This window comes from Mycobacterium hippophais, from assembly GCF_027529605.1.
GTDB lineage: Bacteria > Actinomycetota > Actinomycetes > Mycobacteriales > Mycobacteriaceae > Mycobacterium > Mycobacterium arseniciresistens.
In genome coordinates this window covers 767,501-793,903 of record NZ_JAPZPY010000001.1, presented here as the reverse complement: position 1 = coordinate 793,903, position 26,403 = coordinate 767,501, and the positions used below count along the sequence as shown (strand labels likewise).

32 protein-coding genes are annotated in these 26,403 nt (G+C 68.4%); 15 read left to right on the top strand and 17 right to left on the bottom strand.

Features of this window, described 5'->3' with window-relative positions; all coding sequences use genetic code 11:
* The first annotated feature begins 54 nt into the window (after positions 1–54).
* Entirely contained in the window at positions 55–1,128 is a 1,074-nt protein-coding gene (purM, locus tag O6P37_RS03965; RefSeq protein ID WP_269892817.1) for a phosphoribosylformylglycinamidine cyclo-ligase, read from the top strand.
* Positions 1,129–1,137: 9 nt separating this feature from the next.
* On the opposite strand, the gene O6P37_RS03960 is transcribed toward purM, so the two are convergent.
* Both O6P37_RS03960 and ygfZ read right to left on the bottom strand, forming a co-directional pair.
* Positions 1,138–1,314, bottom strand: a complete 177-nt coding sequence (locus O6P37_RS03960; protein ID WP_269892816.1) for a DUF3073 domain-containing protein — start codon at positions 1,312–1,314, stop codon at positions 1,138–1,140.
* Positions 1,315–1,449: 135 nt separating this feature from the next.
* Entirely contained in the window at positions 1,450–2,535 is a 1,086-nt protein-coding gene (gene ygfZ / locus O6P37_RS03955) for a CAF17-like 4Fe-4S cluster assembly/insertion protein YgfZ (RefSeq protein WP_269892815.1), read from the bottom strand.
* A 34-nt stretch (positions 2,536–2,569) separates the two neighbouring features.
* Between ygfZ and O6P37_RS03950 the strand changes: the two genes are divergently transcribed.
* From O6P37_RS03950 to O6P37_RS03935, 4 genes are all read left to right on the top strand, one after another.
* Positions 2,570–3,445 (top strand): aminodeoxychorismate lyase, encoded by an 876-nt coding sequence (locus tag O6P37_RS03950; RefSeq protein ID WP_269892814.1) that lies wholly within the window; start codon positions 2,570–2,572, stop codon positions 3,443–3,445.
* Positions 3,446–3,759: 314 nt separating this feature from the next.
* Complete coding sequence (locus O6P37_RS03945; protein WP_269892813.1) at positions 3,760–4,614, top strand: ABC transporter substrate-binding protein; 855 nt, start codon at positions 3,760–3,762, stop codon at positions 4,612–4,614.
* The gene (locus O6P37_RS03940; RefSeq protein ID WP_269892812.1) at positions 4,611–5,453 is read left to right on the top strand and encodes an amino acid ABC transporter permease; all 843 of its coding nucleotides are present in this window, start codon (positions 4,611–4,613) and stop codon (positions 5,451–5,453) included. Before O6P37_RS03945 ends, O6P37_RS03940 begins: the two co-directional genes overlap by 4 nt.
* Positions 5,450–6,199, top strand: coding sequence for an amino acid ABC transporter ATP-binding protein (locus O6P37_RS03935; RefSeq protein ID WP_269892811.1), 750 nt, complete (start codon positions 5,450–5,452; stop codon positions 6,197–6,199). Before O6P37_RS03940 ends, O6P37_RS03935 begins: the two co-directional genes overlap by 4 nt.
* 10 nt (positions 6,200–6,209) lie before the next feature.
* Here O6P37_RS03935 and O6P37_RS03930 read toward each other — a convergent pair whose 3' ends face one another.
* The 8 genes from O6P37_RS03930 to lmeA form a co-directional block, all read right to left on the bottom strand.
* Complete coding sequence (locus tag O6P37_RS03930; RefSeq protein WP_264013943.1) at positions 6,210–6,476, bottom strand: YajG family lipoprotein; 267 nt, start codon at positions 6,474–6,476, stop codon at positions 6,210–6,212.
* Positions 6,473–7,144 carry an FABP family protein gene (locus O6P37_RS03925; RefSeq protein WP_269892810.1) on the bottom strand — a complete coding sequence of 224 codons (672 nt, stop codon included), beginning with the start codon at positions 7,142–7,144 and terminating at the stop codon, positions 6,473–6,475. Before O6P37_RS03925 ends, O6P37_RS03930 begins: the two co-directional genes overlap by 4 nt.
* A gap of 245 nt (positions 7,145–7,389) precedes the next feature.
* Positions 7,390–7,692 carry a DUF1416 domain-containing protein gene (locus O6P37_RS03920; RefSeq protein ID WP_264013941.1) on the bottom strand — a complete coding sequence of 101 codons (303 nt, stop codon included), beginning with the start codon at positions 7,690–7,692 and terminating at the stop codon, positions 7,390–7,392.
* Positions 7,693–7,697: 5 nt separating this feature from the next.
* Positions 7,698–8,531: a sulfurtransferase gene (locus O6P37_RS03915; protein ID WP_269892809.1), complete on the bottom strand. Its 834-nt coding sequence runs from the start codon at positions 8,529–8,531 to the stop codon at positions 7,698–7,700.
* Positions 8,532–8,564: 33 nt separating this feature from the next.
* Positions 8,565–9,020, bottom strand: coding sequence for a DUF4395 domain-containing protein (locus O6P37_RS03910; protein ID WP_269892808.1), 456 nt, complete (start codon positions 9,018–9,020; stop codon positions 8,565–8,567).
* 86 nt (positions 9,021–9,106) lie between these two features.
* Positions 9,107–9,208 (bottom strand): Ms5788A family Cys-rich leader peptide, encoded by a 102-nt coding sequence (locus O6P37_RS28505; RefSeq protein WP_372503763.1) that lies wholly within the window; start codon positions 9,206–9,208, stop codon positions 9,107–9,109.
* A 20-nt stretch (positions 9,209–9,228) separates the two neighbouring features.
* Positions 9,229–9,651 (bottom strand): thioredoxin family protein, encoded by a 423-nt coding sequence (locus O6P37_RS03900; RefSeq protein ID WP_269892807.1) that lies wholly within the window; start codon positions 9,649–9,651, stop codon positions 9,229–9,231.
* Complete coding sequence (gene lmeA / locus O6P37_RS03895; RefSeq protein ID WP_269892806.1) at positions 9,648–10,445, bottom strand: mannan chain length control protein LmeA; 798 nt, start codon at positions 10,443–10,445, stop codon at positions 9,648–9,650. Before lmeA ends, O6P37_RS03900 begins: the two co-directional genes overlap by 4 nt.
* 167 nt (positions 10,446–10,612) lie before the next feature.
* Here lmeA and O6P37_RS03890 point away from each other — a divergent pair, with 167 nt between their 5' ends.
* The 5 genes from O6P37_RS03890 (at position 10,613) to O6P37_RS03870 (ending at position 14,286) form a co-directional block, all read left to right on the top strand.
* Positions 10,613–11,395, top strand: a complete 783-nt coding sequence (locus tag O6P37_RS03890; RefSeq protein WP_269892805.1) for a winged helix-turn-helix transcriptional regulator — start codon at positions 10,613–10,615, stop codon at positions 11,393–11,395.
* Positions 11,392–12,297, top strand: coding sequence for a mycothiol synthase (mshD, locus tag O6P37_RS03885; protein WP_269892804.1), 906 nt, complete (start codon positions 11,392–11,394; stop codon positions 12,295–12,297). Before O6P37_RS03890 ends, mshD begins: the two co-directional genes overlap by 4 nt.
* A gap of 63 nt (positions 12,298–12,360) precedes the next feature.
* On the top strand, positions 12,361–12,738 hold the full coding sequence (locus O6P37_RS03880; RefSeq protein ID WP_269892803.1) for an ArsR/SmtB family transcription factor: 378 nt from the start codon (positions 12,361–12,363) through the stop codon (positions 12,736–12,738).
* Entirely contained in the window at positions 12,735–13,853 is a 1,119-nt protein-coding gene (arsB, locus tag O6P37_RS03875; protein ID WP_408633094.1) for an ACR3 family arsenite efflux transporter, read from the top strand. The genes O6P37_RS03880 and arsB overlap by 4 nt, the downstream gene beginning before the upstream one ends.
* A 55-nt stretch (positions 13,854–13,908) precedes the next feature.
* A complete protein-coding gene (locus O6P37_RS03870; RefSeq protein ID WP_269893164.1) occupies positions 13,909–14,286 on the top strand; it encodes an arsenate-mycothiol transferase ArsC in 378 nt (125 codons plus the stop codon).
* A 17-nt stretch (positions 14,287–14,303) separates the two neighbouring features.
* Here the strand turns inward: O6P37_RS03870 and O6P37_RS03865 are convergent, their stop codons facing one another.
* Genes O6P37_RS03865 through O6P37_RS03855 form a run of 3 tightly spaced genes read right to left on the bottom strand, consistent with a single transcriptional unit; the run spans position 14,304 to position 15,977 of the window.
* Positions 14,304–14,624 carry a DUF3349 domain-containing protein gene (locus O6P37_RS03865; RefSeq protein ID WP_269892802.1) on the bottom strand — a complete coding sequence of 107 codons (321 nt, stop codon included), beginning with the start codon at positions 14,622–14,624 and terminating at the stop codon, positions 14,304–14,306.
* Positions 14,617–15,285, bottom strand: coding sequence for an arsenate reductase ArsC (locus tag O6P37_RS03860; RefSeq protein ID WP_269892801.1), 669 nt, complete (start codon positions 15,283–15,285; stop codon positions 14,617–14,619). The genes O6P37_RS03865 and O6P37_RS03860 overlap by 8 nt, the downstream gene beginning before the upstream one ends.
* Positions 15,286–15,302: 17 nt before the next feature.
* Positions 15,303–15,977 (bottom strand): arsenate reductase/protein-tyrosine-phosphatase family protein, encoded by a 675-nt coding sequence (locus O6P37_RS03855; RefSeq protein WP_269892800.1) that lies wholly within the window; start codon positions 15,975–15,977, stop codon positions 15,303–15,305.
* Between the two features lie 201 nt (positions 15,978–16,178).
* On the opposite strand from O6P37_RS03855, the gene pstS reads away from it, so the two are divergent.
* From pstS to O6P37_RS03830, 5 genes are read left to right on the top strand one after another with little or no spacing between them, the layout of a single operon-like run.
* Entirely contained in the window at positions 16,179–17,312 is a 1,134-nt protein-coding gene (gene pstS / locus O6P37_RS03850) for a phosphate ABC transporter substrate-binding protein PstS (RefSeq protein ID WP_269892799.1), read from the top strand.
* Positions 17,313–17,324: 12 nt separating this feature from the next.
* The gene (pstC, locus tag O6P37_RS03845; protein WP_269892798.1) at positions 17,325–18,371 is read left to right on the top strand and encodes a phosphate ABC transporter permease subunit PstC; all 1,047 of its coding nucleotides are present in this window, start codon (positions 17,325–17,327) and stop codon (positions 18,369–18,371) included.
* Entirely contained in the window at positions 18,368–19,279 is a 912-nt protein-coding gene (pstA, locus tag O6P37_RS03840) for a phosphate ABC transporter permease PstA (RefSeq protein WP_269892797.1), read from the top strand. Before pstC ends, pstA begins: the two co-directional genes overlap by 4 nt.
* A 7-nt stretch (positions 19,280–19,286) precedes the next feature.
* A complete protein-coding gene (gene pstB / locus O6P37_RS03835) occupies positions 19,287–20,063 on the top strand; it encodes a phosphate ABC transporter ATP-binding protein PstB (protein ID WP_264013929.1) in 777 nt (258 codons plus the stop codon).
* A gap of 59 nt (positions 20,064–20,122) precedes the next feature.
* Positions 20,123–20,860 (top strand): winged helix-turn-helix transcriptional regulator, encoded by a 738-nt coding sequence (locus O6P37_RS03830; protein WP_269892796.1) that lies wholly within the window; start codon positions 20,123–20,125, stop codon positions 20,858–20,860.
* A gap of 71 nt (positions 20,861–20,931) precedes the next feature.
* On the opposite strand, the gene phoU is transcribed toward O6P37_RS03830, so the two are convergent.
* The 4 genes from phoU to O6P37_RS03810 form a co-directional block, all read right to left on the bottom strand.
* Entirely contained in the window at positions 20,932–21,600 is a 669-nt protein-coding gene (gene phoU, locus O6P37_RS03825) for a phosphate signaling complex protein PhoU (RefSeq protein ID WP_269892795.1), read from the bottom strand.
* A gap of 104 nt (positions 21,601–21,704) precedes the next feature.
* Complete coding sequence (locus O6P37_RS03820) at positions 21,705–23,921, bottom strand: LCP family protein (RefSeq protein ID WP_269892794.1); 2,217 nt, start codon at positions 23,919–23,921, stop codon at positions 21,705–21,707.
* A gap of 236 nt (positions 23,922–24,157) precedes the next feature.
* Positions 24,158–25,324, bottom strand: coding sequence for a tRNA dihydrouridine synthase DusB (dusB, locus tag O6P37_RS03815; protein WP_269893163.1), 1,167 nt, complete (start codon positions 25,322–25,324; stop codon positions 24,158–24,160).
* Entirely contained in the window at positions 25,321–26,316 is a 996-nt protein-coding gene (locus O6P37_RS03810) for an acyl-ACP desaturase (RefSeq protein WP_264013925.1), read from the bottom strand. Before O6P37_RS03810 ends, dusB begins: the two co-directional genes overlap by 4 nt.
* Positions 26,317–26,403 lie beyond the last annotated feature (87 nt).

Genomic DNA, 26,403 nt, shown 5'->3' with positions numbered 1-26,403 from the left:
CGATGATCCGAGGCGCGTACCGTGCCGCGGCCGGTACCGGTAGCCTTTCCTTCGATGACCGATCGCGCCGAACAACACGGCATCTCCTACGCGTCGGCCGGGGTGGACATCGAAGCCGGTGACCGCGCCGTCGAACTGTTCAAGCCTCTCGCGGCGAAGGCCACCAGGCCCGAGGTGCGCGGCGGCCTCGGTGGCTTCGCCGGGCTGTTCGCCCTGCGCGGCGGGTACCGCGAACCGGTGCTGGCCTCGTCGACCGACGGGGTGGGCACCAAACTCGCAGTCGCCCAGGCCATGGACAAGCACGACACCGTGGGGCTCGACCTGGTCGCCATGGTCGTCGACGACCTGGTGGTCTGCGGCGCCGAACCGCTGTTCCTGCAGGACTACATCGCCGTCGGCCGCACGGTGCCCGAACGCGTCAGCGAACTGGTGTCCGGTATCGCCAACGGCTGTGTGATCGCGGGCTGCGCTCTGCTGGGCGGCGAGACCGCCGAGCATCCGGGCCTGATGGCGCCCGACCACTACGACATCTCGGCCACCGGCGTCGGCATCGTGGAGGCCGACGACGTGCTGGGGCCCGACCGGGTGAAACCGGGCGACGTCATCATCGCCTTCGGCTCGTCGGGGCTGCACTCCAACGGGTACTCGCTGGCCCGCAAGGTGCTGCTGGAGATCGACCGGATGAACCTCGCCGGTCACGTCGAGGAGTTCGGCCGCACACTCGGCGAAGAGCTGCTCGAACCGACGCGCATCTACGCCAAGGACTGCCTCGCGCTGGCCGCCGAGAGCCAGGTTCGCACGTTCTGCCACATCACCGGCGGCGGGCTGGCGGGAAACCTGGAACGCGTGGTGCCCAACGGACTGTCGGCCGAACTCGACCGCGGCACCTGGACGCCGGCCCCGGTGTTCCAGATGATCGCCCAGCGCGGCCGCGTCGACCGCGCCGAGATGGAACAGACGTTCAACATGGGAATCGGCATGGTGGCCGTCGTCGCGCCGGAGGACACCGACCGCGCGCTGGCCATCCTGACTGCCCGCCATCTCAACTGCTGGACGCTCGGCACCGTCAAGAAGGCCGGTAAGGACGAACCGCGGGCACACCTGGTGGGTCAGCACCCGCGCTTCTGAGCGAGGGGGCTAAGGTCGCCAGTCGTCGTCTTCGACGTAGTCGTCGGTGTTGAACCCGTCGCTGTCTCCAGGAGAGCTCGACCCGCCCAGCTCCTGCTGGAGCCGCTTCAAGTCGGTTTGCGGTGAGCTGTACTTGAGCTCACGTGCAACCTTGGTCTGCTTTGCCTTCGCCCGGCCGCGGCCCATGGGGGGACCCCCTCGCGCAATAACGGAGCGGCCCAGCGAGCAGGCGGCTCCGATCTGAGTGTGTTTATTGTCCTGCGGTTACTTTACCGTGCCCGGCTGCGGTCTGCCGGTAGGCCCTGCCTTGGGTGACCACCCTCACCGCGCGCCGCCCCGGAGGCGCTCCACGGCAAGCCGTCCCGCTCCGGTCACGTCGGCTGCCGGCACGGAGGCCGGATCGATCACCGCGGCGACGTCGCCCGTACCGCCGGTGGTGAGTCCGGTGTCGACCGGCAGCCCCCGCTTCAGCAGCGCCAGCGCGATGGGTCCCTCGTCGACGTGATCGACCACCGTCCCGAGCCGACCGACCGCACGCCCGCCGGCCAGCACCGGATCCCCCGTCGCCGGCCGGTCACTCGACCCGTCCAGCTGCAACAGCACCAGCATCCGGGGCGGTTTGCCCAGGTTGTGCACCCGGGCGACGGTCTCCTGGCCGCGATAGCAGCCCTTGTCCAGGTGGACGGCGCCGATGCCGGGACCGCCGATCCACCCCACCTCGTGGGGGATGGTGCGCTCGTCGGTGTCCAGGCCGAGGCGGGGCCGTCCGGCCGCCACGCGCAGCGCCTCATACGCCCACACACCGGCCGGGCGCACCCCCGCCGCGGTCAGCCGGGCCCGCCAATCGGCGACCCGGTCGCGCGGCACGAGGAGATCGATCTCGAGATCGCGGGCCGTCAGCCGGCGCAGGAATCCGCCGCCGTCGAGCGCGACCGCCGTCGATTCCGCCGGTAGCGAATCGAGGCCGAGCGCGTCGAGCACCGGCGTGTCGCCCACCGCGGGCCCGAGCAGCGACAGCACCGCCAGATCGGCGGGCTCGACCTGGACGTCGGCCCAGAACACCATCTTGCGCAGGTAGGCCAGCAGCGGCTCCGCGCGCCAGGGCTCGGTGTCGATGTACGTGGTGCCGGCCAGTTCGGACTGCAGCCAGTGGTCCTCGACGCGGCCCTGGCCGTCGAGGCTGAGGTTCTCGGTGACCGCGCCGTCGGAGGACTCGCTGACGTGTTGTGTGGAGATGCTGTGCAGCCAGCTGCGGCGGTCGGCGCCGGTGAGGGTGAGCGTGCCGCGGTGGGAGCGGTCCACCACGACGGCGTCGTGCTCGGCGGCGCGCTGCTCGCCGAACGGATCACCGTGATGCCAGACGGCGCCGGCGTCGGGACTGCCTTCGGGCGCGGGAACTGCGGACATACCGTCAACTGTACGAGCGCTAGGCTAACCGGCCATGGGCAGCCAACCCGCGGTCGTGGTGAACCTCGACGGCACGCGGCACGATCCGCACGCGCCGCTGCTGCACGCCGACGACCTTTCCGCCGTGCGCGGCGACGGCATCTTCGAGACGCTGCTCATCCGCGACGGCGCGCCGTGCCTGCTGGAGGCGCACCTCGCCCGGCTCACGCAGTCGGCGAAGATGACCGACCTGCCGGCGCCAGATCTGGACCGCTGGCGTGCAGCGGTGGCCGCGGCCACGGCGCACTGGACGGCCGATCACGAGGGCGAAGGCGTGCTGCGCCTGGTGTACAGCCGCGGACGGGAGAGCGGTTCGGAGCCCACGGCGTACGCCACCGTCGGCGCACTCGCCGCCCGGGTGGCCGTGGCACGCCGCGAGGGCGTGGCCGCCATGCTCCTCGACCGCGGGCTTCCCGCGGGCGCGGCGGACCTGCCGTGGCTGCTCGCGGGCGCCAAGACCTTGTCGTACGCGGTGAACATGGCCGCGCTGCGGCACGCCGAGCGCCACGGCGCCGGCGACGTCATCTTCGTGAGCTCCGACGGCTTCGTGCTCGAGGGGCCGCGTTCGACGGTCGTGATCGCCGCGGGCGAGCCGGACAACCCGGTGCTGCTCACCCCGCCGCCCTGGTATCCGATCCTGCGCGGCACCACCGCGCAGGCGCTGTTCGAGGTCGCCCGCAACAAGGGCTTCGACTGCGACTACCGCGCACTGCGGCCCGCGGATCTGGCTGCGGCGCATGGTGTCTGGTTGATCTCCAGCATCACGCTCGCCGCCCGCGTTCACACACTCGACGGCAGGCCGTTGCCGCCGTCACCGTTGGCCGCCGAGGTGTCCGGGCTCGTCGACGCCGCGATCATCTGTGATCGCTGAGCGCGAAACGGAAATTGCTTGTCGGGTCGCCGGGCCGTGGGTATGGTCGCTCGTACACAGGAAGGGAGGTGGTCCGACATTTTGATTGACTTATGGACATGTGAGGTGGCTGCGAGCTAGCAGCACCAAGGGGGACCGCCGTTCGGCGAAACTACTTGCGCGCGCTGGCGAATTCCCCGCAGTCACCCGGCCCCCGAGCCCCTCGGTCCGTCCAGCTGTGGATCCTTGGCTCGGGGGCCGCTCCATGTCCGGAGACATCTCCAACACAGGGGCGGCGGTGGCGCCGCCGGACCGAGTAGGCGAAGATCGCGGCCATGCGCACATTCCCGATCTTGGTGGCCGGGCCCGCACTGACCGCGTTGGCCGTGCTGAGCGCCTGCGCCCCCGCCGACGAATCCGCACCCCCGACTCCTGCGGCGCAGACATGCCAGAAGGACGCCCTGCCGACACTCACCGAAGGGGTGTTGACCTTCGCCACTGACCAACCGGCCTACCAGCCGTGGTTCATCAACGACGATCCGGCGAACGGCCAGGGCTTCGAAGCGGCCGTCGCCTACGCCGTCGCCGGCAAGCTGGGCTACGCCAAGGAGGACGTGCGGTGGGAGCGGGTGCCGTTCAACTCCGCCATCGCGCCGGGGCCCAAAAATTTCGACGCCAACCTCTCCGAGTTCTCCATCACCGACGAGCGCAAGCAGGCCGTCGACTTCTCCTCGCCGTACTTCGATGTCACCCAGGCTTTCATCACGCTGCCGTCGTCGCCCGCGGCGTCGGTGACCACGCTCGACGGGCTGCGTGACGTCCGGTTGGGCGCCCAGGTGGGCACCACCAGTTATGAGGCCGCCGAGAAGGTCAGCGGCGGTTCGGAGGTCTCCGTCTACAACAACAACGAGGACGCCAAGGCCGCACTGGTGAGTGGACAGATCGACGCGCTGGCGCTGGACCTGCCGACCGCATTCGCGGTGCAGATGGAACTGGCCGACTCGAAGATCATCGGCCAGCTGCCGTCCGAGCCCGGCAACGCCGAACAATTCGGCATCGTGCTGGACAAGGGCAGCGCCCTGACCGCGTGTGTGTCCCAGGCCGTCGACCAGCTCGGCGCCGAAGGCGTGCTGTTCCGGCTGCAGAAGGAGTGGCTGGCCGGGCCGGGAGCAGCGCCGTTCCTTCCGTGACACCACCCGTCGTCGCCTCGCCGCTGCTCGACCGGCAGGCGTTCCGCCGCAGCAGGGCCCGCCGCTCGACGCTGGTGGCGCTGCTGTCCACGGCCGTGTTCGCGGCGGTGCTGCTGGTGGTCGTGACCAACGCACCGGGCTGGCCGCGGGTCCGTGAGTCGTTCTTCGACCTGCGCATCGGCTGGGACAGCCTGCCCGCGGTGCTCTCCGGTCTCTGGCTGAACCTGCGGGTGCTCGCGGTGGCGACGGTGCTGGTGCTCATCGTCGGTCTCGCCCTGGCCCTGCTGCGGGCATCCCGTGGGCCGGTGTGGTTCCCGGTGCGCGCCATGGCGACCGGGTACGTCGACGTGTTCCGCGGTCTGCCGCTGCTGATCTGCCTCTACCTCGTCGGGTTCGGCCTGCCCGGGCTGCGGCTGAACGGCGTGCCGAACGATCCCGTGCTGCTCGGCGGGCTGGCGCTGGTCCTGGTGTACTCGGCCTACGTCGCGGAGGTGTTCCGCGCGGGCATCGAGTCGGTGCACCCGTCGCAACTCGCGGCCGCGAAGTCGCTCGGACTCAACTACCGCCGCACCATGCGCCTGGTGGTGCTCCCGCAGGCGGTCCGGCGCGTCACCCCGGCACTGCTGAACGACTTCGTCGCGCTGCAGAAGGACTGCGGGCTGATCTCGGTGCTCGGCGCGGTGGACGCGGTGCGTGCCGCGCAGATCCAGTCCGCCTCCACCTACAACTTCACCCCGTACGTGGTGGCCGGGCTGCTGTTCGTCGCGCTGGCCGTGCCGTCGGCGCGGCTCGCCGACTGGGTGGCGCGACGCGCCGCGACCCGCCAGGGGGCGGTGTGAGCGCCGCTCCGGCGACGGTGCTGTCCATCCGCGGCCTGCGCAAGAGCTACGACGGGCGGACCGTGCTCGACGGGATCGACCTCGACGTCTGCGAGCACCAGGTGGTGGTGCTCATCGGGCCGTCCGGCTCGGGCAAGTCAACGCTGCTGCGCTGTGTGGACCTGCTCGAGGAGATCGACGACGGGCAGATCCTGCTCGACGGCCGCGACATCAGCGACCCCCGCGTCGACGCCGACGGCGCCCGGCGGGCGATCGGCATGGTGTTCCAGTCCTACAACCTCTTCCCGCACATGACCGCCCTGGCCAACGTGACGCTCAGCCCACGGGTGGTGCACCGCGCCGAACGCCGGGACGCCGACCGCCGCGGCCGTGAGCTGCTGAACCGGATTGGGTTGTCGGACAAGGCCGACTGCTATCCCGACACACTGTCCGGCGGTCAGCAGCAGCGCGTCGCGATCGCACGCGCCCTGGCGTATGAGCCGCGGCTGCTCCTGCTCGACGAGATCACCAGCGCGCTGGATCCCGAACTGGTCGGCGACGTGCTCGATCTGGTCGGGGAACTCGCCGCTGCGGGCCGCACCATCGTGATGGCCACCCACGAGATGAACTTCGCCCGCCAGGTCGCCGATACGGTGTGCTTCCTCGACGGCGGGGTCGTGGTCGAATCCGGGCCTGCCGAACAGCTGCTCACCGACCCGACACACGCGCGCACCCGGGAGTTCCTCGCGCGGGTCCGGCGCGGGTGACGGGGCGCGCTCAGCCTGCGGGGCCGGGCGCCAACGTCGAGCAGTCGTCCATGGCGGTCTTCCACTTCGCGGCGTCCACCCCGGGCGGTGGCCCCGCGACGGGCCCCGGCGGCGCGGGAACGTCATGTGCAGAAAGACATTCGGCGAAGGTGCCGTGCCCGCTCGGCGCCTGGGAGGTCGACGGGTCCGGGGACGGGGCGCTCTCCGACGAGCACCCGGCGAGCAGGGCGATTGCGGTGATTCCGGTACCGAGACAGATTCCGAGGCGGCGCGTCATCCGACGAATCTAGACAACCGGGCGGACAGGTGCGGCACCAACCCGCCGTCGGCGTCCACCCGTTCCTCCACGTACGCCAGGTCGCCGCCGTCGACGATGCCGTAGAGCCGTTTGGCGCCGCCGACGAGCACACCGGACTTGCTGCGCGCCAGGGCGTCGGTGGCCAGCTCCCACGACGACTGATTGCGGGGGCGTCCGTAGAAGAGTTCGACATAGCCGGCGGAATTCGCCAGCAGCAGTTCGATCGCCTGCGACTCCGACGGGTCGGCGGGGTCGGGGACGAACCGCCAGAACCCGGTCTCACGCAGCGCGGGCCGGTCGTAGTCACCGGTCTCGGTGAGCCGCCACGAGCGCGCTTCCCAGTTCAGGTAGTCGCCGCCGTCGTGGCTGACCACGATCTGCTGCCCGAAGCGGTAGTCGCCGCCTGCGCCGCGGCCCTCGCCCTCACCGCGCCAGACGCCGACGAGCGGCAGCAGTGCGAGCAGCGCCTCGTTGAGATCCACACCTTCGCGCAGATTCGCCGTGTCGGTCGGCAGCGGCAGGTCGCCGAACACCGGGATGTTGCGCGGCGCCGTCTCTCTGGCGCGTTGCGCCGCCGCAGCCACCGCCCTGTCGCCCGAGCCGAAGATCGAACCGGTGAGGTCCTCGGGGCCGTCGGGGGAGCTCACGACTCGTCGGTGATGAGGCGATACACCGCGTACAGCGCGAACCAGGTGATCACCACGGTGCAGGCGACCAGGAGGAGTTCGAAGAACAGCACCACGATGCGAGTCTAACCGTCTGGTGCCCGCGCAATGAAGCCGCGGGCGGGCGCGAGCGTGCGTGATTGCTCACTTTCAGCGGCGTGCCACAGGAAGCCACGCGCCCCCGCAAGCGGGAGGTACCCCCGGCTCGCGCCGACAAGCCAGGGAGGTCAGGCGACCTTGACGTCGACCTCGTGGATGCCGGCGCCGGACGGGGCGACGCTGGCGTCGCCGTTGCCCGCGGGCGACAGCGCGCGCAGGGTCCAGGTGCCGGGTGCGGCGAAGAACCGGAAGTCACCGGTCGCCGACGCGACGACCTCGGCGGTGAACTCGTCGGAGCCGTCCAGCAGCCGCACGAAGGCGCCGCCGACCGCCTGACCGGATCCGTCGACCACGCGGCCGGTGATCACGGTCTCCTTCTCGAGGTCGACACTGGCAGGCAACGTCAGCCCTTGCTTCGGTGCAGAGCACATATCAATCAACTTCCCAACTCGATCGGGGCTCCCACGAGGGAACCGTATTCCGTCCAACTGCCGTCGTAGTTCTTGACGTTCTGGTGGCCCAGCAGCTCGCGCAGCACGAACCAGGTGTGCGAGGAACGCTCGCCGATGCGGCAATAGGCGATGGTCTCCTTGCTGCCGTCGAGTCCGGCCTCGGCGTACAGCTTCGCCAGGTCCTCGTCGGACTTGAACGTGCCGTCCTCGTTGGCCGCCTTGCTCCACGGAACGTTGATGGCGCCGGGGATATGCCCGGGCCGCTGGCTCTGTTCCTGCGGCAGGTGCGCCGGCGCGAGGATCTTGCCGGAGAACTCGTCGGGGGAGCGCACGTCGACCAGGTTCTTGCTGTCGATGGCCTCGATGACCTCGTCGCGGAACGCGCGGATGCTGGTGTCCGGCGCTTGCGCGGTGTACGTGGTGGCGGCGCGGTTGACCGGCTCGGTCGACAGCGGGCGACCGTCGAGTTCCCACTTCTTGCGGCCGCCGTCGAGCAGCTTGACGTCCTGGTGGCCGTAGAGCTTGAAGTACCAGTACGCGTAGGCGGCGAACCAGTTGTTGTTGCCGCCGTAGAGCACCACGGTGTCGTCGTTGCCGATGCCACGGTCGGACAGCAGCTTGGAGAACTGCGCGGCGTCGACGAAGTCGCGGCGCACCGGATCCTGCAGGTCGGTCTTCCAGTCGAGCTTGACGGCGCCCTGGATGTGACCGCCGTCGTAGGCCGAGACGTCTTCGTCGACCTCGACGAAAACGATGTTCGGCGCGTCGAGATTGCTCTCGGCCCAGTCTGCGGTGACCAGGACGTCGGAGCGTGCCATGGATGAGATCCCTTCGGTTGCTTGTGAATTCGATCAGGAGTGAGCGGGACTGCGGCGGAGACGTACGGCGAGCGGGTAGAGCTGGCAGCCCAGGCAGATGCCGAAGGCCGCGTTGAGGAACGCCGCGAACAGCGCGAAGGCTGTCGCGGTCAGACCCAGCGGCGAAAGGCCCAGGGCGAAGCCGGCCACCCCCACCACGGCGAAGACCAGGCCGACGACCTGGGCGAACTTCAGCGGCGGCACCGGCTCGGTGTCGGTCACCGGACCGAGGCGCGGTGTGACGAACCGGGCGAACAGCACACCGTACGGATGGCTGCGCGGGCCGCGGACCGCACCGACTGCGAACACCGCGGCCTGCGCGGCGAGCAGGACGGCGGCGGCGGTCTCATCGACCGCGGCCGACAGCAAGGTCACCACGAGCACGGCCGTGGTGACCCACGCGACGAACCGGGGTCCGCGCACGTCCACGTGGTCCGGTGTGATGGTCATGAATCTGCTCCTGTTGCACGGTTGGGCTGGTCACGGGCATGCCACGAAGGCCTGCTCCGAGCGGGCGCGCGACGACGCGACGACGCTCAGCAGCTACAACAACAACAGCAACAACCCGCGACGCGGCACAGATCAACTGCGCGGCGCTTGGTGAGCACAAGCTCGAGGCGGGCGAACACGTCGGTCATCCTACCCAATGACAGGGTGATCAAGCCAACAGCGGCTCGAGCGCCGAACGCAGGTCAGCCGCCCTCGGCACACCCGTCGTGCGGTACCGCGGCCTGCCGCCGGCGTCGAAGATCAGCGTCGTGGGCAACGACAGCACCGAAAGCCGCCGGGCCGCCGTCGGATTGGCGTCCATGTCGATCTCGACGTGCGCGACCGAAGGCAGCTCCGCACACACCTGGTTGACCACCTTGCGTACCGCGGCGCATGGGCCGCACCACACCGCACTGAAGTGCACGATGGTCGGACCGGTGCCCGACAACCCGAGGTCGGAGGTGTCGACGTCCGCCGCGGCCTCGGCCGCCTTCAGCATCCCGGCGCGCATCGACATCAGCCGGCCGACGACGAAGGCCAGGCCGAAGACGGCGATCAGCACGGTGATGACCACCGCCCACTCTGTGCTCATGACCGGGTGAACTCCTCCAGCGCGATGGTTACTCCCTCGGCGATGCCCTCGATGATGATGTCCGAGCCGCGGGCGCCCTCGCTCGTCGGCGCGATGCCGAAGGGCAGCTCCTGACCCGGCATCGTGGTGCTGAACGCGGCCAGTACGGCGGCCACCTTGTCCTCGGGCACCTCCTCGTCGGCGGTGCCCGGACCGGTGAGCACCCCGGTGCCCGTCAGCACCAGGGTGCTCTGATCGCCGTCCGGGCGGGACAGATCGACCGACACGCTGACCCGCTCGGTCACGCCCGCCGACTTCGGGGTGCCGGTGAACACCAGGCCCCGGTTGCTCGAGATGCCGGACTCGGTGGTGCCGCCGGTGGAGTCGTTGGTCTCCCGGGACGGCGCCTCGACCAGCAGGTCGGGGATGCCCATGAAGCGTCCGACGTGAGTCGAGTCGATGATGATGCGGCTCTCCACCTTGCCGACCGGCAGCGGTGCCTGCGGCCGGACCAGCCACGACGCCTGGCCGAGGCCGATGTCGTGCAGGGTGGTCTCCAGGGAGACCTTGCCGACCACCGGGTGATCAACGCCACTGGCCCGGATCTCGACCTCGTCGTAGTGCCGGTCCATCGCCTGGGTGGCGAACGGGAAACCCAGAATCGCCACCGACGGGTCCCACTCCAGGTCCGCGGCGCTGCGCACGGCCCTGGCCAGTCGGTATTCGGCGTAGATGGCGGCGCCGAAGTCGACACCGACGGCGGCGACGACCACGGCGGTCAGCGTCGCTCCCAGTCCGATCAGCAGCCTGCGCACCTGGACATTCTGGCCTACCTCGACCGGCGCGTACCGCTTGGCGCGGCTGATCCGCAGGTGGCGCGGTATCGTTACGTGACTAACAGCCGGTAACGGCGATATGTCAGGCATGAATCTGGGAGATCACCGCAGGAGTTGATTGCACCCCGGGGACCGCTGGAGGGCCTGTGGACCTACTTCTCTTGACCGTCGATCCGCACCCTGAGTCGGTCCTGCCGTCATTGGCGCTGCTCGCGCACAACGTCCGCTCGGCGCCGACCGAGGTGTCCGCTCTGCTCGAAGCAGGCACCGCCGACGTCGCGATCGTCGACGCACGCACCGACCTCGCCGCCGCGCGCGGCCTGTGCCGGCTGCTGGGCACCACGGGTACGTCGGTGCCCGTCGTCGCCGTGGTGAACGAGGGCGGCCTGGTCGCGGTGAACCACGAGTGGGGGCTCGACGAGATCCTGCTGCCGAGCACCGGTCCGGCCGAGATCGACGCCCGGCTCCGCCTGCTCGTCGGGCGCCGCGGCGGCATGGCCAACCAGGAGAACGTCGGCAAGGTCAGCCTCGGTGAGCTCGTCATCGACGAGGGCACCTACACGGCACGCCTGCGCGGACGCCCGCTCGACCTCACCTACAAGGAATTCGAGCTGCTCAAGTACCTCGCCCAGCACGCAGGCCGGGTGTTCACCCGCGCCCAGCTGTTGCAGGAGGTGTGGGGGTACGACTTCTTCGGCGGTACCCGCACCGTGGACGTGCACGTCCGCCGGTTGCGCGCCAAGCTGGGCCCCGAGTACGAGTCGCTGATCGGCACCGTGCGCAACGTCGGCTACAAGGCGGTACGGCCCGCGCGCGGTCGACCGCCCGCACCCGGCGCGGAATTGCCCGACGACGACGAGGAGGACGACTACGCGCACGCCCCGGACAGCGTGCCCGAGTCGTTCGTGGATCCCCTCCGAACCCAGTGACCGACCTCGACTGGCGCGATCACCTCTCCGCGGCCGACCGGGACCGCATCCGCGCGCTCATCCACACCGCCACGACCGTGGACGGCGTTGCGCCGGTGGGGGATCAGGTGCTGCGGGAACTGGCCGCCGATTGGACACGTCACCTGGTGGCCGTCGACGATGACGACATCGTGGGCTATCTGAATTTGGCTCCTGCCTCCGAGGGCACCCCCGCGATGGCCGAACTGGTGGTGGATCCACCGGCGCGCCGGCGTGGCATCGGATCGCAATTGGCGACCGCCGGTCTGGCCGCGGGCGGTGAGGACGCCAGGGTCTGGGCGCACGGCAATCTGGAACCCGCCCGCGCGACCGCCCGGTCACTCGGACTGGTGGTGCGCCGCGAACTGCTGCAGATGCGCCGTTCGCTGCGCGATCTGCCCGCGCCGGTGACGTCGCAGGGCGTCAGTGTCACGACCTACTCCGGACCGGCCGACGACGCCGACCTGCTGCGCGTCAACAACGCCGCCTTCGCCTGGCATCCCGAGCAGGGCGGCTGGACCGGTGCCGACATCGCCGAGCGCCGCGGCGAACCGTGGTTCGACGCGGACGGGCTGTTCCTGGGTCGCGACGACGCGACCGGCGAACTCCTCGGGTTCCACTGGACGAAAATTCACGACGGGGATCTGGGCGAGGTGTACGTCGTCGGCGTCGACCCATCGGCCCAGGGTCGCGGACTCGGCGCGACGCTCACGCTGACGGGTCTGCACCACCTCGCGAAGCGGCTGTCCGGAAGCGCGCAACCGACGGTCATGCTCTACGTCGAGGCGGACAACGCGGCGGCGGTGAACACCTACCGCAAGCTCGGCTTCGACGTCCACAGCGTCGACGTCGCGTACGCCGCCGGGGTCTCGTCGGACTCCTGAGGTCTGGACTCGTTCATCTGCTCTTCGTTTGCCTGCTGATTCGATCAGTGTCAATATCGATGAATGTCGAATCAGGTGCCCGTCGAACCGGCGGAATGTTGTGACGTCGGGCCGCTGCTGCGCGAGCCACTGACGGCGCAAGCCGCCACTGCGATGGCCTCCACACTCAAGGCTCTGGCAGATCCCGTGCGCCTGCGCCTGTTCAGCGCCATCGCCAGCCGCGCCAACGGCGAGGCCTGCGTCTGCGACATCTCCGACGGCCTGGACGTCAAACAGCCGACCGTCTCGCACCACCTGAAGGTGCTGCGCGACGCCGGACTGCTCACGTCGGAACGCCGCGCGTCGTGGGTGTACTACGCCGTGGCGCCTGAGGCGTTGCACGGTCTGGCGGCCCTGTTCGCCGCCGGCCCGGTGCACTCGACAGCAGGAGCCACCGCATGACGAGGACCGCTGCGTCCGCCGACACCCCGGACGTCGTCGGCAAGCTCTCCACCTTGGACCGATTCCTGCCGTTGTGGATCGGCCTCGCGATGGCCGCAGGCCTGCTGCTGGGCCGCGGGGTCCCCGGACTGAACACCGCCCTGGGGCACGTCGCCATCGACGGCGTCTCGCTGCCCATCGCGCTCGGACTGCTGATCATGATGTACCCGGTGCTGGCCAAGGTGCGTTACGACCGCCTCGACACGGTCACCGGCGATCGCCGGCTCCTGATCAGTTCCCTCGTCCTGAACTGGGTGTTCGGGCCTGCGCTGATGTTCGCGCTGGCCTGGCTCATGCTGCCCGACCTGCCGGAGTACCGGACCGGCCTGATCATCGTCGGCCTCGCCCGGTGCATCGCCATGGTGATCATCTGGAACGACCTGGCCTGTGGCGACCGCGAGGCCGCGGCCGTGCTGGTCGCCCTCAACTCCGTCTTCCAGGTCATCATGTTCGCCGTGCTGGGCTGGTTCTACCTGTCGGTGCTGCCGGGCTGGCTGGGGCTCGAACAGGCCACCATCTCCACGTCGCCATGGGAGATCGCCAAGTCGGTGTTGATCTTCCTCGGCATTCCGCTTCTGGCGGGCTATCTTTCGCGCCGGTTCGGTGAGAGAGCCAAGGGGCGGGACTGGTACGAGACGAAGTTCCTGCCGGCGATCGGCCCGTGGGCGCTCTACGGCCTGCTCTTCACGATCGTCATCCTGTTCGCCCTGCAGGGGGAGCAGATCACCAGTCGCCCACTGGATGTGGCTCGGATCGCCCTGCCGCTGCTGGTGTACTTCGCGGTGATGTGGGGCGGCGGATATCTGCTCGGCGCGGCCATCGGCCTGGGCTACGCGCGAACGACCACTCTGGCTTTCACCGCGGCGGGCAACAACTTCGAACTCGCCATCGCCGTGGCGATCGCCACCTACGGAGCGACTTCCGGGCAGGCCCTCGCCGGCGTCGTCGGTCCGCTCATCGAGGTTCCGGTGCTCGTCGCCCTGGTGTACGTCTCACTGGCGTTGCGGCGCCGCTTCTCGCCACCCACCGCTGGGGATGCAGCCGACGTCGTGAAGAAGGGTGTGCCACGTGGCTGAACACGCGAAGCCGGCGGTGCTGTTCGTGTGCGTGAAGAACGGCGGCAAGTCGCAGATGGCCGCTGGGCTCATGCGCAAGGTCGCAGCGGATTCCGTCGACGTGTATTCCGCGGGCACCAGGCCGGGCGCTGAGATCAACGCGCTGTCGGCAGAGGTGCTCGCGGAGGTCGGCGTCGACATCACCGATCAGACGCCGAAGGCGCTGGACCCGGATCTGGTCGAGAGGGTCGATCTGGTCGTCACGCTCGGTCGGGAAGCCGAGGTCGACCCCGTGTCGGGCACGCGGTTCGAGAACTGGGACACCGACGAGCCGTCCGAGCGGGGCATCGACGGCATCGAACGGATGCGACTCGTGCGCGACGACATCGCTGCCCGGGTGGACGAATTGGCGGCCCGGTTGCGGCGCACGACTGGTCTTTCACCAAATATCTAGACGGATGGAATCGGGCCTCAGGGCGCAGGCAGCGATCGGCGGATCTGCTCTATCTGCGTCCGGGTCGGCAGTCTGTCGATCGCCTTGGTTATCGCCGCTGCGATGTCGACGTCACTGCGCGACGTCGTCGACGCGATGTCCGCGACAGCGCGCTCGATCTGGGCGGCCGACAATCGGCTTGGGCCCTGCAGCGCTATGAGCGTGCAGTGTCCAGTGCTCGGCGCCTCCGCGCTGTAGCCGGCCCGGAGCCATTCGACGGCAGCCCGCACCTTCAAGACGAGGCGCGCCCGCGGCGGCGTGACGGCAGGGGAGGCTTCGCGCATCAGCGTTCTACGCATTCACCGGAACCTCGAGCTCTGCCAACAACTCTCGGACCCGGCGCTCAATGTCGTCGCGGATCGGTCGCACGGCCTCGACGCCCATGCCGGCCGGATCGTCGAGCTTCCACTCCTCGTAGCGACGCCCCGGGAACACCGGGCAAGCGTCGCCGCATCCCATCGTGATCACCACGTCAGCGGCTTGCACGATCTCATCGGTCCACGGCTTGGGGTATTCCCCGGAGATGTCGATGCCGCGTTCGGCCATCGCGGCGATCGCGGCGGGATTGATCTCCGTGCCCGGCTCGGATCCGCCTGACCACGCGACCGCGGCGTCCCCCGCGAAGTGGGTGAAGAATCCGAGAGCCATCTGGGATCGGCCGGCGTTGTGAGTGCAGAGGAACAGCACCGTGGGCTTGCCGTCGTTGTGCTTGCCTTCCACTTTTGCGAGCGCCCGCAGTCGTTGTCTTGCGAACCGCTCGGCCAGCAGTGGCAGGAAGTTCGGGATCGATGCGCGGTTGGCGAACTGTTCATAGGAGGAGTGGAGGAAGCGTTCGATCGTCTCGACCCCGAACATCTCCTCGAAATCTTTCTCGAGCCTGGTGGCCGCGGTCTTGAGCGCCAACCGCTGGTCGATGGACAGGTCGGACCGCACATGCTGGTGAGTGGCGTTGTGCACCATGATGTCTCGCTTCCGGGTCAGGCTGGCTGAAGAGATGGGGACAATTGCTGAACTCGCTCGGCGAGTTCGCCGAACGCGGTGTCGAAGGCGTCGGCCGTCGCGGAGCGTGCCGGGTCCGCAACCGACCAGTGGATGCGATCAGGGTCGGGCGGTAGCGCTTCGTGGGCGTTGTCACATACCGCGATGAGCAGGTCACCGTCGGACAGGACGTCGGCGAGGTGCCGGGGAGTACTGGGTTCGATAGGCACGTGGTGACGCTGCGCAGCAGCCAGGGCGCCGGGATGGATCGCATCGGCGGGACAGGTGCCGGCCGACGTCGCGGGTACCGCGCTTCGCCGGTTCCAGATGGCAGCTGCCATCTGGCTGCGCGCGGAGTTCTGGGTGCACACGAAGACCACCCTCCGCGCTGTCCGCTCCGCTGCCGGGACCATCGCCTCCAGGGCGTCGTGATTCAACCTGAGGTAGGTCCGGCGGCGGTCGGCCTCGGATTTCACCCGCCGCAGCAGTTCCGCGTCTTCGAGCACTTTCAGGTGATGCGCGATGAGATTCGACGGCATGGCAAGGGAGGACTGCAGTTCGGTCGGTGAGGCGTCGGCAAGCAACAGGCGGTCGACGATCGCCAGTCGGGCCGGCTCCGCGAGAGCCGCATGAACAGCCGCTCGCCGCACCAGGGTATTTCGCTCAGCACTCATTGAGTCAATAATGATTGAGCTAGCCGATGCTGTCAACGAGATGTGAAAAGTGGCGCACGTCGCCGGTGTGGTTCATTTTCCGTTCACCATGCGTAGGTAATTCATTCATGGCGTCCCTTTAGGTTCACAGCCGAGCAGCAATGGGTCTGCTTGACGCGCCGGCGACGGCCAGCGTCCACCCGTGAACTTTGAAGGAGTTTCGTGAAGGCGAATCGTTCTGGTGCTGCGCTCGGCCTGCTGGCCGCCGGTGCCCTGCTGCTGTCGGCGTGTGGCAGCGACAACAACACCTCTTCGGGATCGGGATCCGGCGAATCCGGTTCGCAGGCCGCCGGTGAGTGCGGCGGCAAGGAAGCGCTGAAGGCGAGCGGCTCGAGCGCGCAGGCCAACGCGATGACGCGGTTCATCAACGCCTACGAGACGGACTGCCCCGGCTTCACGCTGAACTACACCTCGAGCGGATCGGGTGCCGGCGTGTCGGAGTTCCTCGGCGGCCAGACCGACTTCGGCGGCTCCGACTCTCCCCTCAGTGCGGACAAGGGCGAGGTCGAGAAGGCCAAGGAACGCTGCGGTGGCAGTGAAGCGTGGAACCTCCCCGCCGTCTTCGGACCCATCGCCGTGACCTACAACGTTCCCGGCGTCGACGGCCTGGTGCTGGACGGACCGACGCTGGGCAAGATCTTCAACGGCGCGGTGAAGACCTGGAACGCACCGGAGATCGCGGCGCTGAACTCGGGCGCCACCCTTCCGGGTGATCCGATCAACGTGATCTTCCGCAGCGACGAGTCCGGCACGACCGACAACTTCCAGAAGTACCTGGATGCGGCGTCGGACGGCTCCTGGGGCAAGGGTGCGGGCAAGTCCTTCGCCGGCGGTGTCGGCGAGGGCGCCAAGGGCAACGAGGGCACCTCGGCGGCCATCAAGAGCACGCCGGGCTCGATCACCTACAACGAGTGGTCGTTCGCCAAGTCGCAGAACCTCTCGATCGCCAAGATCATCACGTCGGCCGGTCCCGAGCCGGTGGAGCTGAGCACGGAGACGGCCGGCAAGGCCATCGACGGCGTCAAGTTCAAGGGCGACGGGAACGACCTCGTCCTCGACACCGCGTCGTTCTACAAGCCCACCGAGGCCGGGTCCTACCCGATCATGCTCGCGGCCTATGAGATCGTGTGCTCGAAGTACCCGGACGCCGAGGTGGCCACCGCGGTCAAGGCGTTCCTGAACTCGGCACTGGGCAACGGGCAAAAGGGTCTCGAGGACAACGGCTACATCCCGGTTCCCGAAGCCTTCAAGACGCGGCTGACCGAGGCTGTCGACGCCATCAACGCGACGGCGTAGTAGCCACAACAAATGGCTGTCACACCAGACTCGACCGCTGTGGGCTCGTCGGCGACGACGAGCCCACAGCAGGGCGGGCACACGCCCGAGAAGCCAACGAAGAACCGGAAGGGATCGGCCTTGAGGCAGGGCGAAGGACGTTGGGGCGACACCGTCTTCAAGTCCATCGCGATCGCGGCAGGCGCCACCATCATCGGTGCGATCGCGCTGATGGCGCTCTTCCTGATCATCAAGGCGATCCCCTCACTGCAGGCCAATCAGGCGAACTTCCTCACCAGCACCGAGTTCCTCACCAGCGACTCGAGCAACCTGCGCTTCGGTATCCGCGACCTCTTCATGGTGACCGTGCTCAGCTCGGTGTTCGCCCTGATCATCGCCGTGCCCATCGCGATCGGGATCGCGGCGTTCCTGACGAACTACGCGCCCAAGCGGCTGGCGAAACCGTTCGGGATGCTGGTCGATCTGCTGGCGGCCGTGCCGTCCATCGTCTTCGGTCTGTGGGGCATCTTCGTGCTTGCCCCCTGGCTCACCCCGGTGGCGACCTTCCTGAACGACAGCCTCGGCTGGTTCCCCCTGTTCTCCCAGGGCAACGTGTCGCTCGCGGGCGGCGGAACGATCTTCACGGCGGGGATCGTGCTGGCGGTGATGATCCTGCCGATCATCACCTCGGTCACCCGCGAGGTCTTCGCACTCACCCCGCGTGGGCACGTCGAGGCTGCACAGGCCCTCGGCGCCACGAAGTGGGAAGTCATCCGGACGACCGTGTTCCCCTACGGTCGCAGCGGCATGATCGCCGCGTCGATGCTCGGTCTGGGTCGTGCGCTCGGCGAGACGATCGCCATCCTGATCATCCTGCGCACGGCCGCACAGGCCGGCACGTGGTCGCTGTTCGACGGTGGCTACACGTTCGCATCCAAAATCGCCTCGGCAGCGGCGGAATTCAGTGCGCCACTGCCGACAGGTGCATACATCGCCGCCGGCTTCGTGCTGTTCGCGCTGACCTTCGTGGTCAACGCGCTGGCCCGGGCAGCGGCAGGCGGAAGGGTTAGCGGAGGATGACCGCAACGACGTCAACACTCGACCAGCCGGTGAAGGCCCCGACCTTCCACCCGGTCAGCGTCAGTCGCAAGCTCAAGAACAACATCGCGACGACGCTGTTCACCGCATCGTTCGTTGTCGCGATGATCCCGTTGATCTGGCTGATCTACACGGTGCTGGCCAAGGGGATCACCGCGATCCTCTCCTCGACATGGTGGACCAACTCTCTTGCCGGTGTGCTGCCGGAGGAGATGGCCGGTGGCGTCTACCACGCGATCTACGGCACCCTGATCCAGGCGGCCATCGCCGCCGTTCTCTCGGTGCCGTTGGGCGTCATGGCGGCGGTGTACCTGGTCGAATACGGCCGAGGCCGGTTCGCCAAGGTCACCACGTTCATGGTCGACATCCTCGCCGGCGTGCCCTCGATCGTCGCCGCCTTGTTCATCTTCGCGCTGTGGGTTGCGACCCTGGGCTTCGAGCAGAGTGCGTTCGCCGTGTCGCTGGCCCTGGTGCTGCTGATGCTGCCCGTCGTCGTTCGTAATACCGAGGAGATGCTCAAGCTCGTTCCCGACGAACTGCGAGAAGCGTCCTATGCGTTGGGCATTCCGAAGTGGAAGACCATTATGCGGGTCGTCGTTCCGACGGCACTGCCGGGGATGATCAGCGGCATACTGCTGGCCCTGGCAAGGGTCATGGGTGAGACGGCTCCGGTTCTGGTGCTCGTCGGCTACAGCCGGTCGATCAACTTCGACGCCCTCGAGGGCAACATGGCGTCGCTGCCCCTGCTGATCTACACCGAGCTGGTCAACCCGGAAGCGGCTGGCGCACTGCGGGTGTGGGGCGCTGCACTGACCCTCATCCTGATCATCGCGGCCCTGTACCTCGGCGCTGCCTTCATCAACCGATACCTCACGCGGAACCGAGTTTAGGAGCCTCATGGCCAAGCGCCTGGATCTCAAGGATCTCAACATCTACTACGGCAGCTTCCATGCCGTGTCCAACGTGGGTCTGGCGGTGCTGCCGCGTAGCGTCACGGCCTTCATCGGGCCGTCCGGCTGCGGGAAGTCGACCGTGCTGCGCACCCTGAACCGGATGCACGAGGTGATTCCCGGCGCCCGCGTCGAGGGCTCGGTGCTGCTCGACGGTGAGGACATCTACGCCTCGGGTATCGACCCGGTGAGCGTCCGCAAGACCATCGGCATGGTGTTCCAGCGACCGAACCCGTTCCCCACCATGTCGATTCGCGACAACGTGGTGGCCGGCCTGAAGCTGCAGGGAACGCGCAACAAGAAGACCCTCGACGAGGTGGCCGAGCGTTCGCTCAAGGGCGCGAACCTGTGGAACGAGGTCAAGGACCGGCTCGACAAGCCGGGTGGCGGGTTGTCCGGTGGTCAGCAGCAGCGGCTGTGCATCGCCCGCGCCATCGCGGTGCAGCCCGACGTGCTGTTGATGGACGAGCCGTGTTCGGCGCTCGACCCGATCTCGACGCTGGCCATCGAGGATCTGATCGCCGAGCTCAAGCAGGACTACACGATCGTGATCGTGACCCACAACATGCAGCAGGCCGCCCGGGTCAGCGACCAGACCGCGTTCTTCAACCTCGAGGCGACCGGCAAGCCCGGCCAGCTGGTCGAGGTCGACGACACGGAGAAGATCTTCTCCAACCCGACCCAGAAGGCGACAGAGGACTACATCTCGGGCCGCTTCGGCTGACGGTCGCTGCATGCACGTCGCGCGAGGGGGCGACAGAGTGACGGGCGAGGCGATGACGCGTGACGATTGAGGTGCGGCGCACCGAGGTGGGCTTGGGGCGGCATCGCGCCGCCGTCCCGCCCACCCGCGGGACGCTGATGCTGGTCGACACCGACGCCGTTGTCGCGGCGCATCTGATGGATGATGCGGCGAAGATCGGCATCGAGACCACCTGGTGCGACGACGGTGCCGAAGCGCTGCTGGCCATCGGCGTCGAACAGCCCAATGTGCTGGTGTTGGCGGCGCGGACCAGCACCGTCGATGCCGCACGGATCACCTCGGCGGTGCGCAACAGGTGGAACCTGCCGATCCTGATCGGCGCGCCCAGTGCCGACGAGCTCACGCGTCAGGCGCTGTCCGCGGGCGCCTCGGCGCTGATCGTCCGCCCGTACGACATCAACACGATCGCGCCGTTCGCGTTCAACGGATTCCACGAACCCCGGCGGGATCAGCAGGTCTACACGGCCGGCCCGATCGAGGTGGACCGGGACGGCTACGAGACCCGCGTCCGCGGGCGCGACGTCCAGTTGACCCAGCGTGAACTCGAGCTCCTGGTGTACCTCATCGAACGTCGCGGACGAGTGGCCAGCAGCGACGAGATCAGCCGCGCAGTCTGGGGCCACCCCGCCGACACCAACACCGTCGCCGTGCATGTACGACGTCTGCGCGAGAAGCTCGGTCACGATCCCGAACACGGCGAGTTCATCCGCACCATCCGCGGCGCCGGCTACCGTCTGGCGCCGTCCATCTCGGCCTGAATCGCTCGCCCGCCGTCGACTTCGGCGCGCTCACCTACGCTCAGCGTCGGTAAGCGCGCCTATGGCCGACGTCAGCGCGGAGTGGGGATCTGCTCCTCCGTCGGATAGGTCCCCGTGACCTGGAAGATGACCCGGCGCGCCACCTCGACGGCGTGGTCGGCGAAGCGCTCGTAGAACCGGCTGAGCAGGGTCACGTCGACAGCTGCCGTCACGCCGTGCTTCCATTCGCGATCCATCAGCACCGTGAACAGGTGCCGGTGCAGGTCGTCCATCGCATCGTCTTCCTCCTGGATGCGGGCGGCCTTCTCCGGGTCCCGGGTGATCAGCACCTCCTGCGCCGCATTGCCGAGTTCGACTGCGACACGGCCCATCTCGGCGAAGTAGCCGTTGACCTCCTCGGGCAGCACATGCTGCGGGTGGCGTCGACGGGCGATCTTGGCGACGTGGAGGGCCAGGGCACCCATCCGGTCGACGTCGGCGACGATCTGGATCGAGCCGACGACCGAGCGCAGGTCGCCGGCCACCGGGGCCTGCAGCGCCAGCAGCACGAACGCGGACTCCTCGGCGCGGACGCTCAGGGCCGAGATCTGCTCGTGGTCGCTGATCACCTGTTCGGCGAGCACCAGATCGGCCTGCAGCAGCGCCTGGGTGGCGCGTTCCATCGCGCTACCCGCCAGGCCGCACATTTCGCCGAGCTGGCTCGTCAGGGAGTCCAACTGTTCGTGGTACGCGGTTCGCATGGGCCAAGCCTAGAGGTTGACCAGGTCACACGTCACGACGCCGACAGTGAACGACAGGTGAATGACAACCGCCCGGACGTGCTGTTGTCCAATTAACGAAGCCGCTATTCGCAGGTGGTGTCCGCGGCATTGGTGACGGCGAGATCCTCGGGCAGGTGCGACGGGGCGGTGCTCGTGCCCCGCACCACCTGGACCTGAACGGGCGATCCGCTCGGTGTCGGCGCGTTCACGGTGTTGAAGTCCGGCCCGAGCACCACCTGCACGGTGTCACCGAGACCGGTGACCTGTTCGACGGTGGCGTTGGCGAACGACGAGGCGACCGTGGCTGCGGCCTGCTCGTTGCCCGGCGCGAAGAACACCGTCGTCGAGGACAGCGAGTCGGGGTAGTCGTCCGGGGTGGTGACGTTGAACCCGTGCGCCTGCAGCTCGTCGGCCGCGGTGGCGCCGAGCCCGTTCTGACCGGTCGAGTTCGACACCTGGACGGTGATCTGCGCCGGGTCCGTGGTGACGGCGTTGACCAGCCGGCCGGGGTCGGTCGCCGGTGCCGGCTCGGGCGCCGCGGTGGTCGACTCGGGAGTCAGGGTGGCCGACTCCGGAGTGCCGGGCACCGGAGTGTTGTCGGCGTTCTTCTCCCCGGGCAGCGGGTTGTCGTTGATGATCGCGTCGAACAGGGCGTTCATGTCGTCCTCGCGCGGCACCTCGTTGCCGTAGTCGTCGGCATAGCCGACCGTGGGCACGGTGACGAAACTGATCCGGCCGGCGGACACCCCCTGAATCGACTGGCCGAGATCGACCAGTTCACGGGTGCCGATGTTGTCGACGTAGGTGTCGTCGATGAACTTGTTCACCACGTCGTTGAGCTTGTTCAGCGAGAAGAACACCTCCTTGCTGATGAGCGACCGCAGCAGCGACGACAGGAACAGCTGCTGGCGCTTGATGCGGCCGTAGTCGCCGTTGATCTCGGTGGTGACCTGGCGGGCGCGCACGTAGTTCAGCGCGGTGTGCCCGTCGATCATCTGGCGGCCCGAATTCGGCAGCACCGTGCCCAGCTCGTAGTCCTCGATCGGGGTGGTGCTGCAGACCTCGACGCCGCCGATCGCGTCCACCATCTTGGCGAAGCCGGCGAAGTCGACGGCCATGAACCGGTTGACCGACAGCCCCGACAGCTTCTGGACCACCTTGACCAGGCACTTCGGTCCGCCGACGGCGTACGCGGAGTTCAGCTTGGTCTCGGTCCACGCCTCCTCGAGCCCGTACATCGGCGAGTTCTCGTCGGTGATGGGTCCGTACGCGCCGGTCTCGGGATTCCACGGCTCGCACTCCATCGGCTCGATGGACAGGTCGCGCGGGAACGACACCGCGACGACCCGCTCCCGGTTGGCTGGGATGTTGACCAGCATCACGGTGTCCGAGCGCGCGCCCGCCGCGTCCTCGGTGTCGCCGGCGCCCATGTCGCTGTTCTGGCCGATCCGGCTGTCCACGCCGACGATCAGGAAGTTCTCGTCGCCGTACTGCGCGTTCGCGTCGATGATGTCGCGCGAATCCCGGTCCAGCGCCGACACCTTGTTCATGCTGTTGTTCTTCGACGACTGCCACTGCCACGCGCCGCCGGTCAGCACGAGCGCGAAGGCCGCCAGCAGCGCGGCGGCGGTCCGGCCGGCCAGCATCACCCGTCTGCGGCGGTGCGGTTCGTCACCCGGCGCGCCGACCGAACGCCGGCCGATCCGTGACGGCGGCACCCGCGATGACGTGAGGTCGGGGATGTCGTCGTCGTACGCGGACGGTACGGACGGGATGATCTCGGTGTCCTGCCGGTCCGGATCCGACGGGCGGGCGGCACCGTCGGCGGCCACGGCCTCGTAGCCGCCGTAGGGCTGATAGGACTCGTAGTCCTCGTACTGCTCGTAGGGTTCGGCCGGTACGGCGTCGATGATCTCGGTCGGCGGTGCGGGCGGCTCGGCCGCCGGGACCACGTCGATGATCTCGGTCGGCGGTGCGGGCGGCGCCTCGGGTTCGGGCTCGGGCTCGGCGAGGTGGCGCCGCGCGCGGCGTCCGCCGGTGCCCTCTCCGGCCATCTTGGCGATGAGGTCGGCGACCGTCAGGCCGCCGTCGGTGTGGCTACCGCTCGACTCGTCGGCCGCCTCGTCGTCGGGCTCATCGGCGGCCGCGGGCGTGACGGGGTGCCGGTCGCTGCGCTCCCACGGCGCGGCGCCGAGGGATCGCCGGGGAGTTCGGGTAAGCCATTGGTTGTCCGCGTCATGATCCGGGGCCGGGTCCGGCGCCCGCCGACGGCCAGGAGTGGCGTTGTCGCCGTCACTCATGTCCTCATCGGCCTCCGACTCCGTGAACCCGCCGGCGCGTCGCGCCCAGCCGGCTTGTGCAATGCCACATGTCTCGCAGCAGCATCGAGATCGGCTCCGTGACTGGAGCCATCACAGCAAGACCCACATCGTACTGAGACAACCTGTGAGTGAGCCAGTCGGAGCGGGTGACAGGTTCGTCTCGAATTGTCACGAACGCGCTACAACGGCGCCTCGCGCGACACTTCCGGCCCTGCTCAACCGCCTGAATGCATGACGTCCGCGCCGGTGGGGACGGTGCAGTCGTCGGGGTCGGCCAGCCAGCCCTCCGGCAGTGTCACCGACGCGGGTGACCCCTGCCGGCCACGGGGTCCGGTCGCCGCGGCGGGGAACGGGACGTCGGGATCGAGCTCGTCGAGCAGCCGGTCGAGGTCGGCCAGCGTCTTGACCAGGGCCAGCCCGCGTCGCAGGTCGGCGCCGGCGGGAAGGCCGTGCAGGTACCAGGCGACGTGCTTGCGGATGTCGCGCATGCCCTTGTCCTCACCGAAGTGATCGGCGAGCAGCTCGCCGTGGCGGCGGACGATGGCGGCGACCTCGCCCAGCGTGGGCGGCACCGGGATCTCCCGTCCGGCGAAGGCCGCGGACAGCTCGGCGAAGAGCCACGGCCTGCCGAGGCACCCGCGGCCGATGACCACGCCGTCGCAGCCGGTGGACGACATCATCGCCAGCGCGTCATCGGCGTCGAAGATGTCGCCGTTGCCGAGCACCGGAACGCTGGTCACGTGTTGTTTCAGGGCGGCGATCTGCGACCAGTCCGCGGTGCCCGAGTATCGCTGCGCGGCAGTGCGGGCGTGCAGCGCGACCGCGGCCGCGCCCTCCTCCGCGGCGATGCGGCCGGCGTCGAGGTGGGTGTGGTGCTCGTCGTCGATGCCGATGCGGAACTTGACGGTGACCGGGATGCCGGAGCCCTCGACGGCGCGCACCGCGGCGGCCACGATCCTGCCGAACAGCCGGCGCTTGTACGGCAGCGCGGCGCCACCGCCCCGGCGGGTCACCTTCGGCACCGGGCAGCCGAAGTTCATGTCGATGTGGTCGGCCATGCCCTCGTCGGCGATCATCCGCGCCGCCGCATAGGTGGTGTCCGGGTCGACGGTGTAGAGCTGCAGCGACCGCGGGGACTCGTCGGGCGCGAAGGTCGTCATGTGCAGGGTGACGGGGTGGCGCTCCACGAGTGCCCGCGCGGTCACCATCTCGCACACGTACAGGCCGCTGACCGTCCCGGCGCGGGCGATCTCGAGTTCACGGCACAGCGTCCGGAACGCGACGTTGGTCACGCCGGCCATCGGGGCCAGCACGACGGGGCTGGACAGCGCGAACGGCCCGATCTGAAGTGCAGATCGGGCCGGCGCGCGGTGTTCGGTCAGGACGCTGATGAGGCGAGCACCTTCGAGTTGCGCTTCTCGGCCATCTTGCGTTCCCGTTCGAGGCGCTTCTCCTTGGCGAGCTCGAACTTGACGCAGGCCTCCTCGAGTTCCTCGACGAGCACGCCGAGGTCGTCGCGCATCCGTGCGGCCTCGCCGGTGAAGTCCTCGCGCTCGAAGATCCGCCACTTCTTCAGCACCGGCATCACCACGTCGTCGAGGTGGATGCGCGGGTCGTAGACGCCGCCGACGGCGATGATCACGGCCTTGCGCCGGAACTCCGGCACCGTGAAGCCGGGCATCTTGAAGTTGCGCAGCACGCGGTGCAGCGACTTCATCGCCTGGTTCGGCGCGATCGCGAGACCGGCCTCGCTGACGTCGCGGTAGAAGATCATGTGCAGGTTCTCGTCGGCCGAGACCCGCGCCAGCAGCTGATCGGCGATCGGCTCGTTGCAGGCCTTGCCGGTGTTGCGGTGCGAGACGCGGGTGGCCAGCTCCTGGAACGTCACGTAGATGACGGAGTCGAAGAGGCTGTGCGCGAACATGTCGCCCTGGGCGTTCTGGCCGGGGGAGAAGCCGCGGGTCATCTGCTCGACGCGCAGTTCCTCGAGCTGGATGGGATCGATGGCGCGGGTGACGACGAGGTAGTCACGCAGCGCGATCCCGTGCCGGTTCTCCTCAGCGGTCCAGCGGTTGACCCACTGGCCCCAGGCGCCGTCCATGCCGAAGTTCATCGCGATCTCGCGGTGATAACTGGGCAGGTTGTCCTCGGTGAGCAGGTTCTGCACCATCGCGGTCTGGGCGACCTCCGACAGCTTGGACTGCTCGGGATCCCAGTCCTGTCCGCCGAGCGCGTAGTAGTTCTTGCCGTCCGACCACGGGATGTAGTCGTGCGGATTCCAGTCCTTGCGCATACGCAAGTGCCTGTTGAGGTTCGCCTCGACGACCGGCTCGAGCTCTTTGAGCAAGTGCAGGTCGGTCAGGTCGATCGCCATGGGCCCCTCCGGTTATCTGTACCTGATGGTTGCACTCAATATATCTGTGTACGCCGGTGACATCAAGTTGGCCCGCACCGGGTGTCG